Source organism: Paenibacillus sp. OK076 (assembly GCF_900110055.1).
GTDB lineage: Bacteria > Bacillota > Bacilli > Paenibacillales > Paenibacillaceae > Paenibacillus.
Window position 1 is genome coordinate 2,763,623 of the sequence record NZ_FOCH01000001.1, and the last position, 16,477, is coordinate 2,780,099.

The 16,477-nt window shown below is 39.3% G+C and carries 19 protein-coding genes, 1 pseudogene and 1 other annotated feature; of the genes and pseudogenes, 6 read left to right on the forward strand and 14 right to left on the reverse strand.

Annotated features, from left to right (window positions below):
- The first annotated feature begins 360 nt into the window (after positions 1-360).
- Positions 361-663, forward strand: coding sequence for a hypothetical protein (locus BMY78_RS12175; RefSeq protein ID WP_090898642.1), 303 nt, complete (start codon positions 361-363; stop codon positions 661-663).
- Positions 664-812: 149 nt separating this feature from the next.
- Here the strand turns inward: BMY78_RS12175 and BMY78_RS32540 are convergent, their stop codons facing one another.
- The 3 genes from BMY78_RS32540 to BMY78_RS12185 form a co-directional block, all read right to left on the reverse strand.
- On the reverse strand, positions 813-953 hold the full coding sequence (locus BMY78_RS32540) for a recombinase family protein (RefSeq protein ID WP_143067026.1): 141 nt from the start codon (positions 951-953) through the stop codon (positions 813-815).
- 489 nt (positions 954-1,442) lie between these two features.
- Positions 1,443-1,964: a riboflavin kinase gene (locus BMY78_RS12180; protein WP_090898645.1), complete on the reverse strand. Its 522-nt coding sequence runs from the start codon at positions 1,962-1,964 to the stop codon at positions 1,443-1,445.
- Positions 1,965-1,972: 8 nt separating this feature from the next.
- The gene (locus BMY78_RS12185; protein WP_090898648.1) at positions 1,973-2,539 is read right to left on the reverse strand and encodes an NADPH-dependent FMN reductase; all 567 of its coding nucleotides are present in this window, start codon (positions 2,537-2,539) and stop codon (positions 1,973-1,975) included.
- Positions 2,540-2,823: 284 nt separating this feature from the next.
- On the opposite strand from BMY78_RS12185, the gene BMY78_RS12190 reads away from it, so the two are divergent.
- The 4 genes from BMY78_RS12190 to BMY78_RS12205 all read left to right on the forward strand — a co-directional run bounded on the left by BMY78_RS12190 (position 2,824) and on the right by BMY78_RS12205 (position 5,570).
- Entirely contained in the window at positions 2,824-3,660 is an 837-nt protein-coding gene (locus BMY78_RS12190) for an alpha/beta fold hydrolase (RefSeq protein ID WP_090898651.1), read from the forward strand.
- Between the two features lie 299 nt (positions 3,661-3,959).
- Positions 3,960-4,421, forward strand: a complete 462-nt coding sequence (locus tag BMY78_RS12195) for a nuclear transport factor 2 family protein (protein ID WP_090898654.1) — start codon at positions 3,960-3,962, stop codon at positions 4,419-4,421.
- On the forward strand, positions 4,418-4,999 hold the full coding sequence (locus BMY78_RS12200) for a TetR/AcrR family transcriptional regulator (RefSeq protein ID WP_090898657.1): 582 nt from the start codon (positions 4,418-4,420) through the stop codon (positions 4,997-4,999). The genes BMY78_RS12195 and BMY78_RS12200 overlap by 4 nt, the downstream gene beginning before the upstream one ends.
- 100 nt (positions 5,000-5,099) lie before the next feature.
- Positions 5,100-5,570 carry a DinB family protein gene (locus tag BMY78_RS12205; RefSeq protein ID WP_090898662.1) on the forward strand — a complete coding sequence of 157 codons (471 nt, stop codon included), beginning with the start codon at positions 5,100-5,102 and terminating at the stop codon, positions 5,568-5,570.
- Positions 5,571-5,917: 347 nt separating this feature from the next.
- On the opposite strand, the gene BMY78_RS33725 is transcribed toward BMY78_RS12205, so the two are convergent.
- The 11 genes and pseudogenes from BMY78_RS33725 to BMY78_RS12250 form a co-directional block, all read right to left on the reverse strand.
- Positions 5,918-6,349: a DNRLRE domain-containing protein gene (locus BMY78_RS33725; RefSeq protein WP_143067056.1), complete on the reverse strand. Its 432-nt coding sequence runs from the start codon at positions 6,347-6,349 to the stop codon at positions 5,918-5,920.
- Between the two features lie 42 nt (positions 6,350-6,391).
- Complete coding sequence (locus tag BMY78_RS32810; RefSeq protein WP_177185715.1) at positions 6,392-6,568, reverse strand: hypothetical protein; 177 nt, start codon at positions 6,566-6,568, stop codon at positions 6,392-6,394.
- A gap of 102 nt (positions 6,569-6,670) precedes the next feature.
- Positions 6,671-7,114, reverse strand: coding sequence for an ASCH domain-containing protein (locus tag BMY78_RS12210; protein ID WP_090898665.1), 444 nt, complete (start codon positions 7,112-7,114; stop codon positions 6,671-6,673).
- Positions 7,115-8,203: 1,089 nt separating this feature from the next.
- Positions 8,204-8,446 (reverse strand): annotated as a pseudogene (locus BMY78_RS12220) (RHS repeat-associated core domain-containing protein); the annotation flags it as partial.
- A gap of 608 nt (positions 8,447-9,054) precedes the next feature.
- Positions 9,055-9,927 (reverse strand): SDR family oxidoreductase, encoded by an 873-nt coding sequence (locus tag BMY78_RS12225; RefSeq protein WP_090898675.1) that lies wholly within the window; start codon positions 9,925-9,927, stop codon positions 9,055-9,057.
- Between the two features lie 69 nt (positions 9,928-9,996).
- The gene (locus BMY78_RS12230) at positions 9,997-10,392 is read right to left on the reverse strand and encodes an NADPH-dependent F420 reductase (protein WP_090898678.1); all 396 of its coding nucleotides are present in this window, start codon (positions 10,390-10,392) and stop codon (positions 9,997-9,999) included.
- Between the two features lie 219 nt (positions 10,393-10,611).
- The gene (locus BMY78_RS12235; RefSeq protein WP_090898683.1) at positions 10,612-10,953 is read right to left on the reverse strand and encodes a putative quinol monooxygenase; all 342 of its coding nucleotides are present in this window, start codon (positions 10,951-10,953) and stop codon (positions 10,612-10,614) included.
- A gap of 163 nt (positions 10,954-11,116) precedes the next feature.
- Complete coding sequence (locus BMY78_RS12240) at positions 11,117-11,464, reverse strand: winged helix-turn-helix transcriptional regulator (protein WP_090898686.1); 348 nt, start codon at positions 11,462-11,464, stop codon at positions 11,117-11,119.
- Positions 11,465-11,694: 230 nt separating this feature from the next.
- Entirely contained in the window at positions 11,695-11,826 is a 132-nt protein-coding gene (locus tag BMY78_RS33260) for a hypothetical protein (RefSeq protein WP_256222071.1), read from the reverse strand.
- A gap of 59 nt (positions 11,827-11,885) precedes the next feature.
- Positions 11,886-13,757 (reverse strand): alanine--tRNA ligase, encoded by a 1,872-nt coding sequence (locus BMY78_RS12245; protein ID WP_177185716.1) that lies wholly within the window; start codon positions 13,755-13,757, stop codon positions 11,886-11,888.
- A gap of 109 nt (positions 13,758-13,866) precedes the next feature.
- Positions 13,867-14,110 (reverse strand) — a binding site (T-box leader).
- A gap of 610 nt (positions 14,111-14,720) precedes the next feature.
- A complete protein-coding gene (locus BMY78_RS12250; protein WP_256222072.1) occupies positions 14,721-15,125 on the reverse strand; it encodes a winged helix-turn-helix transcriptional regulator in 405 nt (134 codons plus the stop codon).
- 227 nt (positions 15,126-15,352) lie between these two features.
- On the opposite strand from BMY78_RS12250, the gene BMY78_RS12255 reads away from it, so the two are divergent.
- Positions 15,353-16,201 carry an AhlS family quorum-quenching N-acyl homoserine lactonase gene (locus BMY78_RS12255; protein WP_090898692.1) on the forward strand — a complete coding sequence of 283 codons (849 nt, stop codon included), beginning with the start codon at positions 15,353-15,355 and terminating at the stop codon, positions 16,199-16,201.
- Positions 16,202-16,477 lie beyond the last annotated feature (276 nt).

Here is a 16,477-nt window from a genome sequence, read left to right on the forward strand (position 1 = left end):
GATTCTTATCAACCATTGGTACCACTTCCTTTACAGTTTCAACGATAACCTAGTCCTTACCTTCGATCAGAGAAAAACTAATTGACGTTGCATCAATAAGAAATAAAACAATAATCCTCCTATAACCCCCAAAAAAGCATATAAATCCATAAACATATACGCTATTAAAATAGAAGTTATTAATGTCACGACGATCCCGATCTTTATATTAGAAAATTTGTAGACCATAAAACCCAGAAATCCAGAGATTAAAGTCGTGATAAAAGGAATAAAAAGGTACATATTTGCTAATCTTCTAACTAGCACTAAATTTTTACAATGGTATACTCGGTTCACACTAAATTTTGGGAGGTAATAAATTTGATTAGACAGATTCCAACTTATAGAATCATATCATTAGCTCTTATCCTTTTCTTACTGGGTACGCTCGTTTACCCTACGTCTTATTCCAGCGCCTCTGCTAGCTACTCAGATAAGGATTATCAAAAAATTGCTGAACATATGAGAGAAGATGGTTCTTCACAGGATGATATTAACAGTGTAATCAAGAAATTAAAAAAAGGAGAAATACTAGATGATGAAAAACCAAATCCAAATGCTTTAAGAACAACAAATTTGAATAACAACAAAAGTTTAACGATCACTCTACTAAATTATGTGTGATGATTTGGGCCTCAGCATTCCTGTGATCTCTAAGCAATACAATAACTTAAATTGCACCAAGTCCTCTTCCCTCTTTAAACTTGACTGCCTGCTCCTCATAAATTTTACAGCTGACAGCTCATTATTCTTCCAGTTGAGATACTCGGCATTCAGGACTGACCTGGTGTAAGTGTACTCAAATTCATTTGTGACCGCCCCAAGTGTTTACCTTTTTTCTTGGCTTCAGCAATGCCCTCAGCCTGTGCTTGCTTAATGCCATTACGTTCCTCTTCTGCAAGCCAGCTAAGCATCTCACAAGATCCATAATAAGCTGACCTATCCCTGAAACTCCTAGTACTTTCTCGTACCGACAATCCTAATGTCGATCACCACAATATGAATTTTTGCAATGATCAGCCATTGCCTCTCTTTTCTACTTTTTATTCCCCCCAACCGTGATGAACTTAACAAATTATGTATCTCCCTCACGGATGAAACGCTGTACAACCTCACCTTCTCGAACTTCATCTGTATGTTGGCCAGAGCATTTTTAAATATTAGATACTCATAAAATCGGTAATGAGGACGGTTTCTAAAGTCTAAGTAACAAGTGTAAATTTGTCTAGGTCACCATCTTATCGGATTTGACACAATGTTCTTGTCCTCAGTTTGGGACAAGAATTCGGTTCCTAAAACAAAAAAAGCCGCTATAATAGCGACTTGTATGGAACAATGTTCTTGTCCCGCGACACTTTTAAATGTCTCTTTTTCTTCCCGGTAAGTAGTTAAACTAACCTGTATCACTGTTTATTCAGTGGGTTTCTATGGCTAAAGTAATCTCTGGCGCGCTGTTCATCTAATTTCATTTGTATGATTAACTCGTCAAGACTGGCAAACGTAATTTCTTCCCTCACATATTTTAAAAATTGAAGTGATACGTTCCGCCCGTACAAATCGCCTGAATAGTCTAATAAAAAGGCTTCAATAAAATAAGATTCTCCACCCACAGTAGGACGGTAACCAGCGCTTATTATGGCGTTATATTGCTCATTCTCCCGATCTCCTTCCAATATTACTGAAGTCCCGAAATAGATTCCGGGTTTTGGAGATACATAGAGGTCAGCTTCCCCTCCAAGATTTATGGTTGGATAGCCTAGCGTTCTTCCCAGTGCTTGACCATGCACCACGGTCCCCTTAATAGTATATGGGTGCCCATACAGTTGTGTAATTCTCTCCATATCTCCCTGTATCACTAACTCACCAACGGATCTGTTGTCAGGAGACAACGACTCAGCCGTAATATCCTTATAAGTCATCATCATTTGCTCCTTTAAAATCCATATTTCGCTTCTTCAGCTTCTCGGATTTTGGTGTAAGTCTCTGCTAATATGAAGGTGTCTTCCACTAAGCGGTCTATACGAAATAAGACATCATCATTCACGAGCTCTTTACGAAGGAAATCTTTTTCTTCTATGAATACATAGGTTTGTACAATTTGGGCTTTCATGAAGGTCAGAATAGGTTTTAATTGTTGTTCTGCAACCAGGAAGTGTCGCTGAGAGCCTGCCGTAATGATCATGCTTACAACCTTCCCTTGGAATGCTTTTTCAGGTGCCAGATCAATAATATTCTTGAGTGTTGCTGGAATGGAGGCTTGAAAAATAGGGGTTCCGATCACAATTACATCTGCCTCCATAATCATTTGGATGACGAATTTCGTGTCTCCTTCATACTCCATATAATTCCGTCCATCACTGAATTGGACATTGAAGAGTGCCAGATCTAACAGTGTGACATCTGAATCCGGGTACTTTTTGTGGATAGAGCTTACGGTGTAATTCATAGCAATTCTGGTTTTGGAGCCGATCCTCGAACCGGACAATACGACAACTTTCATACTTTTGACCTCCAATGTCTTATTTTTTTGCAGTATGCTTCTTTATAGCGGGTAAATATACATATTGATCATACCAATTTAGAATAAAAGGAGTTCCCTCATGCAGCCCGAACGGAATGAAACGAAGACCACAAAAGATATGAACTTGCAAGTGTAAACCAATCGGTTTATACTAATACAAGCAGTACAGAGAGTGAGGCGATCCATGAACAAGCCCCCTTCATGTTTCTGAGCTTATAGCTTCTGTATAAACAAAAATATAATAACTAATGGAGGTATTTTTCATGTCTAAAGTAAATGTAGGTTTTGAGAATGAACAACCAATTGAACTGTATTATGAAGATCATGGTGCGGGAAAACCAATTATTCTGATTCATGGATGGCCTTTGAGTGGGCGATCCTGGGAGAAACAAGTTCCTGCCCTAATTGAAGCGGGCTACCGTGTTATCACATATGACCGTCGTGGATTCGGTCAGTCTTCTCAACCTTGGGATGGTTATGACTATGATTTATTTGCTTCGGATTTGCATAAATTGATACTGCACCTTGATCTGCGTGATGCCACATTAGTCGGATTCTCCATGGGTGGCGGCGAAGTTGCACGTTATGTGGGAACCTACGGAACAGAACGTGTTTCTAAAGCCGTATTTGCGGGCGCGGTTCCCCCTTATCTCTATATAACCGAAGATAATCCTCAAGGAGGATTGGATGATGAAACGATTGCAGAATTCCAAAACGGGGTAAAAGCGGATCGGCTAGCATTCCTGGATGGTTTTACAAGCAACTTTTTCGCTGCTGGAGACCGTACAAACCTTGTGAGCGAGCCATTCCGTATCTATAACCGTGATATTGCAGCTCTGGCTTCACCTAAAGGCACATTGGATTGTATTGCTGCCTTTGCCCTTACTGATTTCCGTCAGGATCTGGAGAAGTTCAACATTCCAACACTGGTTATCCATGGCGATTCAGATGCCATTGTGCCTTTGGAGGTGAGCGGACAACGTACTCATGAATCCATCCCTGGCAGCCAACTGGTCGTTGTCGAAGGTGGACCACACGGATTCAATGCGACCCATTCTGAACAATTTAATGCAGCATTGATCGAATTTTTGCAAGGTTAATTTAAATTCTACGGATGACTTTAGCTAAAAAAACAAAATGAGAGAAAAAGTAGAACGCCTCCTATAGGGGAGACGTCCTGCTTTTTCATTATTTCATAGGATATGCATATGAAGAATGAACACCCTCTTGATCATTGGTAATGCACAAAAAGAGCCATTATGCATATGATTGATGGCTACTTGGTACATTATGAATCTGAACCGATTCGAAATTTGTATTAAATTTCGGATGTAAACTTGCATTTATAAACCGATCGGTTTATATTAATACAAACGGTATAGAAAGTGAGGAAAATTTAATGAATAATTTAACTCCCCCATTCACTCGTGAGACAGCAATCCAAAAAACCCGTATGGCAGAAGACAGCTGGAATAGCCGAGACCCTCAGCGCGTCTCACTTGTATATACTGAGGATTGTTATTGGAGAAATCGGAGCGAATTTATAACAGGCCGCCAAGAAATTGTCTCTTTATTAACTCGAAAATGGGCCAAAGAACTGGAATATCGCCTTATCAAGGAGCTTTGGTCATTTACGGATAACCGTATTGCAGTTAGATTCGCATATGAATGGCATGATGATAGTGGCAATTGGTTCAGATCGTATGGAAACGAGAATTGGGAATTCGCTGACGACGGCTTGATGAAGCGTAGATTTGCTTCGATTAATGACATGCCGATTAAGGAAGAGGAACGAAAATTTCATTGGCCTCTCGGCACGCGCCCCGCTGAACACCCAAGCCTAAGTGAGTTAAACCTATGACGCGCACTGTTTTTGAAAAATCTGATGTTATCCCTCTCGTTACTGAGGTATTTCGTGAATTAGGTTATGAGGGTGCATCTTTAAGTAAAATTACAGCCCGTACAGGTCTATCTAAAGGAAGCTTATATTATTTCTTTCCGGGTGGAAAAGATGAGATGGCTGCTGAAATTCTTGCTCATATTGATCAATGGTTTATCAAGAACATTTTTGAACCGCTCGAAAAGAATGAATCCCGGGCAGCCATTGACCATATGTGGCAAGAGGTCGATACTTATTTTCAATCTGGTCAGCGTATATGCCTTATTGGTGCATTCGCTTTGGACGAAACAAGAGATCGATTCGCTGCTGTAATTCGGCAATATTTTATAAGATGGATTGAAGCCTTAAGCGCGGCACTAGTTCAAACAGGTATCTCTAAAGAGACTGCAGACCAAATTTCAGAGGAAACAATTGCTAGTATCCAAGGGGGATTAATTTTGAGTAGAGCACTTCATGATGAATCCTATTTCGAACGTACGTTGGCAAATCTGTCACAACGAGTCTCAACTTATGTTTCTGAAAGCAACTCTGGTTACTGACACAAAAGTTTTTTTTAGTATACTGGCGGAATTTCTTCTCACCAAAATACAAGTGATTTTTTCTTAAGGATTTTTAGCAGCTTTATGGGAGGTAAATGTCATGAGCAATTTTGTCACAGATCAATTAGGTTTTGTTCGCCGTCAGGCAGTTGATTATGTGAGGAATATAAATGACTCTGTCTCGGAAATAATTCCAACAGGTTTGAAAAACAATATAAAATGGAATCTAGGCCACATGTATGTCATACATGAGAAGTTCGCTTTCCAACTTACTGGGGAAGAAACCAAATATCCTGCTAATTTTAGTAATTTGTTTGATCCAGGAACTAAACCGACTGATTGGAATATAGAGCCTCCAACGTTGTCTCAATTAATTAACTTGTTAACTGAACAAATTGAAAGGGTTGAATCGATACTTTCAAACAAATTGAAAGAAGAAATCAATCCTCATTACAAGTCTTCTACAGGACTTATCTTTACAAATGTAGAACAATTGCTAGGTTTTTTGATTTACCATGAAGCAATGCACTTGGCAACAATTAAAAATATCAAAAGCATAATTAACAGTTAGGTTTAGTAAAGAAATTTGTTGAAATTAATGTCTCCATGAAATATTGAGTTATCTTACTTCGTTATTGGTAGTGTCCCTTCACTAAAACAAACCGACCTTAAATTCTACTGAAATCGAAATAAGGTCGGTTTCTTTTTTATAACTTCACCTTTCTAATCGGAATTTTCCAATTCAGCAATCGGTGCAAGTTATTCTCCTCAGCATCGACTAGTTCCAGTACCAAAATTTCGATTCTGAAATACCTAGCCTCTTTTTTATCTATTATCAAGTTTTTTGTTCGTAAGAATGTAAAAACTATCCTAAATTATGCCGCTTATTGATGTTTAACATTTTGTTTATATATCCATCTAATCGGAAATCGGACTATGTTCTTGTCCCTCGACATTGACACAAGGACCAACTGTAGTTGTAGCCACTTGCGAAGAATTGAAGTCTCCTCCCTGTTTACTCCACAAGTTTGTAGCATCTGCATACATCCAAGATGCCGAGTATTCCGTCCATGCTTTATTGACACTATTCAGTGTGATGTCCACATTGGTATTATTCGAAACGGACGCTAACCAGAGGTTCAAGTCAGCCGTTAGAACCTTTGCTCCTTGTGGGATCGTCGATGTATCAAATTGAATGAGTGAACGAATGATATTTGAGCTAGTAGCGTCTTTATATAGACCTACTCCTAGTGTTGTGTCTGTTACTCCAGTTTGTTTCGGAAAAGCACTACGTATATTGGGTATGTCGGTTGAAATTTGATAATGGTCGGGTCTATGGTGACTGGGTATACACGTGACGCGTCATTAAGCTACGCCAGACTGGGGATTACATCAATGTATAACTGTCCCTTTTTTTTCTTTCAATTCATAGTGAATATCGAAGGAAAGAGATTCTTCAGGGTAAGCATTAACCCCCTCTACTTGTTGATAGCCTTCAGGTATAAAGGAATCATACATTAACGGTTTGTATATGATATATTCAGTATCGCCTGTAGATGGGTTAACCAAGGAAACGGAGCCATCCTGTTCCTGGCGATAATCCAGATTACCTAGGGTTAAGGCGAATGAGTAATAATGTCAGAACCCCCATTAATTAATTTTTTACATAGGTTATATCATCAACTCTTCGTCTATCGGATATTCCCATAGTCCCAGTTTTCCCTTCACTGGAATATAGGTCTTCAGCAGACGGAAACCCACTATTTCCCACGCAAAATAACCTGGACTGTAATCACCTAACAGGATGTCCTTACCTGACACAACCTTCCCGCAATCCAGAATGGCTGACGTATGATTAGCGTCAATGACTTGGTAACAATTTGAAAGCTCGCAAGTTGCAAGGATAACCCCCGTAGGGAGGTTTTGTTCCGTATAGCCATTCTTGGCGAGTAAAGAACGTATCGGTTCATGTTTGCAGGCTAACTTATCGACTTTCTGGCTTGCATGAATGGCCAACGGACCGCGATACCGGGTCTTCCAGGATCTGGTTTCATAGAGAGTCTCGCCTTGGACAAGCAGAGTCGCCCATGGTTGAATCATAGATAATACTTTCATTCCTCTACGCTCCATTTCTGTTCATAATGAATTACTATTCCCCAAACATTCTCGAGACTTTCCATATCCGCATGATGCGACTCAAGTGTAATTCTTGCTTTGACCATTGAATTCGATCCTCATAGGCCACTCTCTACCGCCTTAGAACCATGTGTAAGACTGCCATCCCGAAGTTTATTACCGTCCTTACCAAAATTTCAATTTTATTATTTAGATATACATCTATTCGGTACTCGGAGCATGTTCTTGTCCATTCCGGCAATCGATACAAGTTCTTGTCCTTGGCTTGGGACAAGAACTTGTATCGATAAAATAAAAAAGCCGCTAAAATAGAAACGTGTAGATTACTCAACCGTGCTCATTCATCAATAAGATTTCCCCTTCCTTAATTTTGAAACTTCGTCGATGGCCGGTAAGGCGATTCCAATCAGCAATGCCGCCTCCCAGGCCCCCGTCGTGTTGTCGATTTTTTAATAATTTATTTTATTCTCTAGATATATTGAAACCATCCCATCATTATCTTCATCAATTAAAGCAACTTCAGAATCAGATATCCATTTAAGCTCACCTAGATGCCTAGCATAGGCGAATTCATTCGGATTTTCTGAAATCACTTTTTCTAACAGTATTTGTGTTCCGTCTCGGTGCATAATAGAAAGGTATATATCCATGCTTTCTACATTGTGTTGACAAATAACCTTAGCACTATAGTTCTTTTTAGGACTCTTGATACTTCATAAGCAGTTGGAGCGTCGTTTTTTTCTCTGTCTCATTTTTTACGCTGAAGTCATCTAAATTAAATTTAATTTAAACTACACAGACTCCTGAATTAATAATCCTCTCATCCGAAATGTTTTCAACGCAATCCACAAGAATTTTCCAACAATCTTTCGTTTTTTGTTTTCCGATTAAACGTTCAAACATAGCAGTTATACAACGCGTCTGCAAACTTAATAAACGCCGTTTCCGTTTCCATTTCCAATTTAACTTTTAATCCTTTTTTGTCGCAGTTGATTCGACATTTTCATCATCAATTATATAAGGGAAATCTAGATCAATTGCTTTTAGATACAATACACTCATCTCCCTCTATTTTTCCCATGGACGTGGTTGTAGATGTCTACTCATTGAATTGCCTTTTTTCAATAGACTCATAGCATTCGCTTTCTCCCAATCGAGGGCTTCCTGTCTGTTACGCATGTTAGTTTTCACCACTTTTGCTTCGAATGTTATACTTCCTGCATCTTTATTCCATTTATTCACTTGGCTATTTGCTCGTGGGAATGTACCATTTTTATTTAACCGTTGACCACTAATCCCCGTTTTCACAACATCACCTGATGACTTGTATAGTCTTTACCTTTGATCGAAAGAAACCTAATTCCTGATACAAAAAAATCGTTATTCACGCGAATTCTTAAATCCATGTGTTTTTTTCTAGCCAAGTGAACTCCATCATGCTGCTATTTAGATAACTACCTAATCCGAAATGACACAATGTTCTTATCCATTTCGGCAATAGAACAATGTTCTTATCCCGCGACAGATATCCTTTACTCTTGAAGAATAGCAAAGAACCGCTAATCCACATATTTATGGATTAGCGGCTAAAAAATTTTTCTCATCATAAAAACTTCAACAGATTATTGAAGTATCTTATATTCAACAGTTTGGACCATCGCGTTGAGGAGTTAATTGAAGGTTCGGAGTACTTTGCGGCGATTAGCTGGAAATGTGCTCCTTGTAACTCTGACCAATACATCGCCTATGGCGAGCTTGTAGTCAAAAGTCGTGAACTTCACATCGAGAACCTCTTGAGGATCACAGAAGCGATTCTGATGGTACTTTGCCTTTGCGGCCCATAGTATGTCTTCCTTGCAAATAACTCTAAACTTTTCATAGAATTAAGTTAGTAACATGCCAGCTTTCAATCTTCAATTTTAGAAAGGCGATTTGATTTTAAAGAATTCTTTATACGTTATTGGTTTTCGGCCAATCAGACGTTCAAGATCTCCAGACGTCTCCGAGAATTCTCCAGTGTTGATTGCTCGCACCCAACCTAATACGAAATCAGTCATAAGAACAGGCAAGCCATTCGCTACCATGGTATCTATATATTCTTTTTCGCTAATTGCCTCATAAGGAATATTTATCTCATTAATCTCCGAGAGGGCCTCAGCAATGTCCGCAAAAGAGCCTCCCTCGCTACCACTTAAAGTATATGACTTATTTTCGTGCCCGTTTTGAGTGAGAACGGCTACGTTGGCTGCCGCCAAATCGTCCAGAGATGCAGCGGCTACTTTACCGGAACCCGCGGGTACTCGCACGCCAACTTTAAGCGCATCTCCGAAATACGAAGTCATGACTTCAAGATACGGTGGATTCCGCAAAATGGTATAATCTAATCCGGATGCTTTAAGCGTTTGTTCAGCAAATAAGTCTGACATCGATACTTCGGGCACAATAAGATTTGAATTTTTTCTTCGTATGATCGACGTGAAAATCACTTGTTTGACACCAGCCTGTTTTGCAGCTGCGATGACATTGAAATGTTGCGTATTGCGGTCGGTAAATGCTTGCGCGGAAATAAGCATAACTTTTTCAACACCATTAAAAGCTCGCAGAAGTGAGTTATAATCAAAATAGTCGCCCTGGTGAGCTTCTATACCTTCTTTAACAAACTTTTTCATTTTTTCAGATTCTGGATCACGTACCAATACAGCGACCTGATTTGACGGAACTTTTTTAAGAAGAAGCTCTAGTGTCCTGCTGCCGAGATTACCTGTTGCTCCAGTAATAAGTATTTTACCCATATGAATAACCCCTTTGTACTTTTATTAATGCTTTTATCTTATAACTAGAAACCAATCACGACTTCCGGATCATTCACTTGTTTTATGACCATATGATTGACTAAAAGTCCTAGTCTTCGGCTTCTCTTCCGTGTAATTCTTAATCCATTCCATCGGAACACTGTTAAAAGCTTTGATTACCCGAGCACCCGGAGCATATTGCGCTACGATTTCACTCGAATTCTTTCCTGATAATTCACCAACGAAAGGTTCCATATTTTCAAAACGGTTGGTAGCATCAATAAGAACACGGCCTGTCCAGTCAGGAACCATAGACAAAGCAATAGGCATTTGCGGCCACATTACGCTCAAAATTACAAAGTCCTGCTCAGCTGCTTCTAAAGGTGTTCCAGATTTTGCGCCAGTACCGAGCGAGCTTACCGACTCTGAGAGCGTTTCGGGACCACGGCAAGGTAAGTTGACCATAATGTAACAAGATAAGTTACATTATAATCGAAAAAAAGGTTATCATATCGTCCACATCATCTTTTATCGTGAAGCTAGCAAGAACTCTTCCATTGATTAAGTTTGGCAGTAGATCGAGCGACTCTTGTTTCACGGTGAAATATTCAGAGATGATTTGTAAAATTCTAATTTGGAGGCTACAGAATGGATTGCAAGTGATAATCCTTACCTTTAAAAAACTTACCGTCTTACATTCGTCAGTGTACTTCCCCATTCACCGACTGGTTCAAGCCAGCTTACGATTCTATCATCAATTAGGTTGGTAAGTGCACCTTCATACTCAGCACGATAAGGTTTATTAAGTTCGTGTTGAATCCAACTTTCTCTTGTACCCTGCCAGATCTCATAGATGACAAGATCGTCAGAATGATCAAGATCATCGGAGACGATCGCATTGACAAAGGTAGGTTCACTCTTGAAGTTGCTAATCATTGCAAATAGACTTTCACGGAAAGCTTCTTTCTTACCAGGCTTAATTTTAAAACGTATATTGAGAATTATTTGACTGCTGTTTGTTGACATTGTTAGAACACTCCTCCTATTAATTTTTTTATTTTCTTCATGGTCACAAGTCTCATTATGTACTATGTATCACTTTTAAAATAGTACGTACTTTTTGGTTATATAGTAACCAAAAAGTGATAATTGTGATAAAATGCAGCATAAATTGATTTTTTAAATTACTCTATTCTACATTTAATCTCCGATATTCATCCTTGTTCCATGTCTTCTCTGCATAATCCTGACCCCAATTACAAAGAGCTCGCAAAGTGGGTTCAAGTGACATACCCATTTCTGATATTGCATATTCCACTTTTGGTGGTACCTGATTGTACATTTTTCTTATAATCAAATTATGACTCTCCAACTCCCGCAATGACTGTACTAACATTTTCTGAGAAATTGATGGAATGAGCCTTTTCAATTCACCGGTCCGTTTAGGACCTTTTATTAAGTAATACAGTATAAGAGGTCTCCACTTTCCGCCAATGACATCTAAGGTTATTTCCAGATCACAATAAAAAGTTTTCAATTGAGAAACACCATCCCTTATTTTATTTCCATTATTATAGTATATGTGTTGATTAAATCCACCTCCCTTGCCATATATTCTGTCTGTTTTTATCAATGCTATTACATGGTCTGTTTAAATCAGATAATTTTCAAGACGATTAAACTAACGGGAAATGATTGCTCAAAATGCCTGAGTTGTTTATCCTTTTTCAAGATTCAAATGCGAAAAAAAAGAGTTGGACGCGTACCTTAACTAGGAATGGATAAATCCAGTTCAGTCAGGGGCTTGCTCCAGCTCTTTTTCTTTGAATACTGTTCTCCGGTACCGCCAACGGAAAGGCCAAGCGATGTCAAACCCTCTTCGAGTGCCGGCTTTATCATTCATCCTGGATTCCCGGCAACTCATAACGTTGTTACAAATGGTAATCCTAAAACATCAGCTATTGTTCCGCGTTTTTATTAATTACTCCTTTAATCCTTCTAACTCCAGCAGCAGAAGATTGTTCTTTTTTAATACTGAACTTTCCTAAGTTTGTTGTATCTTCTACATGAGGTCCTCCACATACTTCTCGACTCCAAACTTTCCCTTCGTTATCTTTGATTGTATACACCTTAACGATATCCGGATATTTATCCCAAAAATTCCCTTCAACATTACTTTCTTTCGCTTCAATTTTAGACAGCTCTGAAATATAGGTAACTGCTTTTGATGAAATCGCATCATTCACATACTTTTCCACCTCAGCTATTTGCTCTGGCGTAAGTTTTTCATCATGGTTGAAGTCAAACCGTAATCGTTCTGAAGTAATATTACTTCCTTGTTGATGAACATGATCACCTAAAACTTCCCTTAAACCAGCAAGTAATAAATGAGATACCGTGTGCAGGGCTGTCGTTTCTGTTGAATGTTCAGCGAGTCCACCTTTAAATTTACCCACAGAAGCAGTTCTGCTCTTTTCAGCATGTTTGTTTGCCGCCTCTATATAAGACGCCTTGTCCTCCATCCTATATCCACTTTCAGTTAGAAACTCTTCCGTCAACTCCAAGGGAAACCCATATGTTTCGTAAAAATAAAAGGCATCTGCACCTGTAACTTTACCCTTATTCTTAAGATGTTTTTGTATTTCAAATTCTCCTTGCTGTAAAGTTCTATAGAAAAGATTTTCTTCCTTATTTACTATTTCGATAACTTTCTTTTTATTACCTATCAAATCTTCATAAGCTGTTGCTTCATCGATATAAACTTCAGACAACTCACCCACAAAACTTCCGTGTATACCTATTTTTTTACCTGCACGAATCGCCCTTCTTAATAACCTTCTTGTTATATACCCTGCATCACTATTAGCTGGCTCCGCACCATCATTAATTAGAAAAGTAGCCGCTCTCACATGATCAAGTATGATTCTAAACGACTTTAAATCGTCAGTATATTGTTTACCACTTAACTCCATCAATTTTTTCTTGGGATTAAGGAAGAAAGCCGTATTATAAATATCCTTGTCACCATTAAGGGCTGTTGCAACCCTTTCTAATCCGCCTCCATAATCAATATTGGGATTTTTCATTTTTACAAATCCTGTGTCTTCTTTTTTGTAACACATAAATACGTTGTTCCCAATTTCTAAAAACCTCTCGCTTTCAGAAGCAGGATGATCCAGTGAATCACCGTCTGGCTCAAGATCGTAGAACATTTCACTATCAGGCCCACCGGGTTCACCAACAGGCATATTCAATGGACTTCCGGATCGGCTCCACCAATTTTCTTTTTCATCATATAAGAATATTTTCCCACCTCTAGATACCCCATATTGATACGGATTATCTTCAACGATAGGTTCTATACCTACTGATTTAAATTTTTCTGACCAGATTTGAATGGTTTCCGTATCTTTCTGTATATTCAAATCATCACTTCCTATAAAAACACTGATATATAGTCTGTCAGGATCAATTCCTAATTCTTTAATATGCCAATTCCAAACGGCATCGATTTGCTTTTTCTTATAGTGATCTTCATTTGCTTTAAACTCCCATCGACCTACCATTTCAAAAAATGTCAGATGCGACGTATCTCCTACTTCATCAATATCGCCTGTCCTTAAACACTTCTGAATATTAGCAATGTCATTGCCTATTGGATGCTTTTCCCCCAATAAATATGGAACCATAGGTTGCATTCCACTTCCCGTAAAAAGCGTTGAGGGATCATTTTCTGGTAACAAGCTAGAAGAGGGTACTTGGCTTGCCCCTATTCCTTTCATAAAGTCAATGTATGATTTTCTTAACTCATCTGGTGTCATTTTAACCATGCTCAATGCCTCCATTTTAATTATTATTTATTCTTGGAAAATGTTTTTACATATGTTTAAACGAAAAAGAATAAAACAAAAAAGCCCTAAGCTGACATATTACATGTCAACTTAGGGCGAACGATTATGTCCGTGGTACCACCTAAATTCAGATTTCTCTGCACTCAATCAATACGGGATATCTCCGATATTGTTTCCTGAATAACGGTGGAACTCCGTTGAAGCCTACTGAGATTCCTCTGTTCGGTTCACAGCTCCGAGACTGCTTCACTATTAGTTCAATGAAGATTCGCACCAACCATCTTCTCTCTGTGAAATCCCTAATACTTACTATTTCTCATCATAGCCTTTTCGTTTTAAATTAAACCAAATGCTATCACACTCAACTTACTTCGTCAAATCAATCCCACATTTTTATATGTTATACGTTTGTTTATTCTTCATCTGCATTGGCACTTCTGTTGCTTTGCATCCTTTTGGACAGTGTAGATTAATTATTTGATTTTTATTATGCATCGGGCCCCCCGCGAGTCCGCCACCTTTACGAGGTGGACTGCGGCGGCGAGCTTACGAGCAAGAATCCACCCATAAAATTTGTTCCAAGAATTCCTAAGTTTATGCGTATTCACTCAATGTGTAGATATTCATCTAATCGGCAATCGGTAGAAGTTCTTGTCCTTGGCTTGGGACAAGAACTTCTACCGATAAAATAAAAAGCCGCTAAAATAGCGACTTCAATGGGATCATGTTCTTGTCCCTCGACAGTAATCATCTACGGGGTAATCTTCGGCCCATATGGCAGCTCCCCTTCAAGAATCTCGGCATGGCCGGATAATGCGGTGCTCGTTAGGCAAATTGAAATAGTCCGTTTTCAGCCTCTTCAATGAGTCTTCCAAGGTCTAGCGGATATCCAAAACTACGCTACTACAACGTGATACTTCAAGTACTGTAAAGTCCATCAATTTATCTGTCGGCTTCACTTGAACCAGTAGTATAAGCAACGTCATACTTAACCCTCGCCTCTACAACTTGAGTGAAATTTTCTCTTCCCCACTGCCTTAACTCTTTCATCGGTTTGAGCAATGTTTCCCCTAATGTTGTTAGAGAATATTCCACACTTGGAGGTACTGTAGGCGTAATGTGTCGTTGGACCAATCCATCACGTTCCAGCTTGCGTACCGTCTGGGTAAGCATTTTTTTAGATATCCCTTCAACTCTCCGTAGCATTTCTCCATATCTGATTTTACCGTTTTCCATGGCATATATAACAAGTGCAGTCCACTTGTTAGAGATAATGTCAAGAACCTTGCTATAGCCGCAATTGGATAACGAAATATCAGATTGTTTAGTTATGGATGAATGTACCAAATAGTTTCCCTCCTAGTGCTCTATGAAATTCCCAGGACACTTTAAAGTGCCTATTTATATCATTTTATTTTTTGTATTACTGTATGTCTATACCAGTACTGAACAGCTTGAGCTAGATCTGCCATAGCAAAGACACCGCTCAAGGGCAAAACCGGGTGTTCCAAGGAGATGTGCTCCCGAAAGGGGTTACCTTGTACTGGATTACTTCGATAGGTAGGTAAATAAACATGACAAATATTATTAAGATGCATCCCAAGCTATATGTATTGGATAACGGTCGAATGAGCATGGATAAAAATTGGATCATCTCCATGCATAATCCAGCAACAATTAATAATCCGAATGCCCAGACACAATTTGTGGAGTTTCCAATTTATACGGTATTGATCGATCATCCTGAGGGGAAAATCTTGTTTGATACAGCCTGCAACCCAAACTCAATGGGCGCTCAAGGGCGCTGGACACAATCGACCCAACTGTCGTCTCCATGGGTGGCAAGCGAGGAATGTTACCTGCATAACCGATTGGAGCAGCTTAAGGTTAGACCCGAAGACATCAAGTATGTTGTTGCCTCCCATTTGCATCTGGACCATGCAGGATGCCTCGAATTGTTCACGAACGCGACCATTATCGTCCATGAGGATGAGTTTAACGGAGCACTGCAGACCTACGCCCGCAATGAAAAAGAAGGAGCCTATGTGTGGGCTGATATTGACGCATGGATCAAAAACCAGCTGCAATGGAAAACGATCAAACCGGGAGAAGACAATTTGGATCTGGTGGATGGTATCAAAATCTTGAATTTCGGAAGCGGTCATACATGGGGAATGTTGGGTCTCCAGATCGACATGCCAGAAACCGGCGGAATCATTCTATCTTCCGATGCCATCTATACTTCGGAAAGTTTTGGTCCTCCTGTCAAGCCGCCTGGGATAATTTATGATTTGATCGGCTATCGAAACACAGTAGAGAAAATTCGTACATTGGCTGCCCGTACGAATTCCCAAGTCTGGTTCGGTCATGATCTGGATCAATTCAGCAGTTTGAGAAAATCTACTGAAGGATTTTATGAATGACTCAACTTTCGCATACGAACGGAAAATCATCCATGCCACCATTAACCGCACGCGGGCTTCACGCAACATCGCTCTTTTTGGGCAGGAGTATCAAGCTACAGCTTCCGAATGCCGTTCATCTTTACAAATCGGTTGTGTTCAAGAACGTTCCTATCGAGTAGATCGAGCCCCTGCTCTATTTAAGAGCAGGATAGCTTTCATTAGAACTACCCTTTGAAGTGATTTAGCAACAATTGTTCAACCTTTTTTAAATATACAGCTATAGTTATCATCATT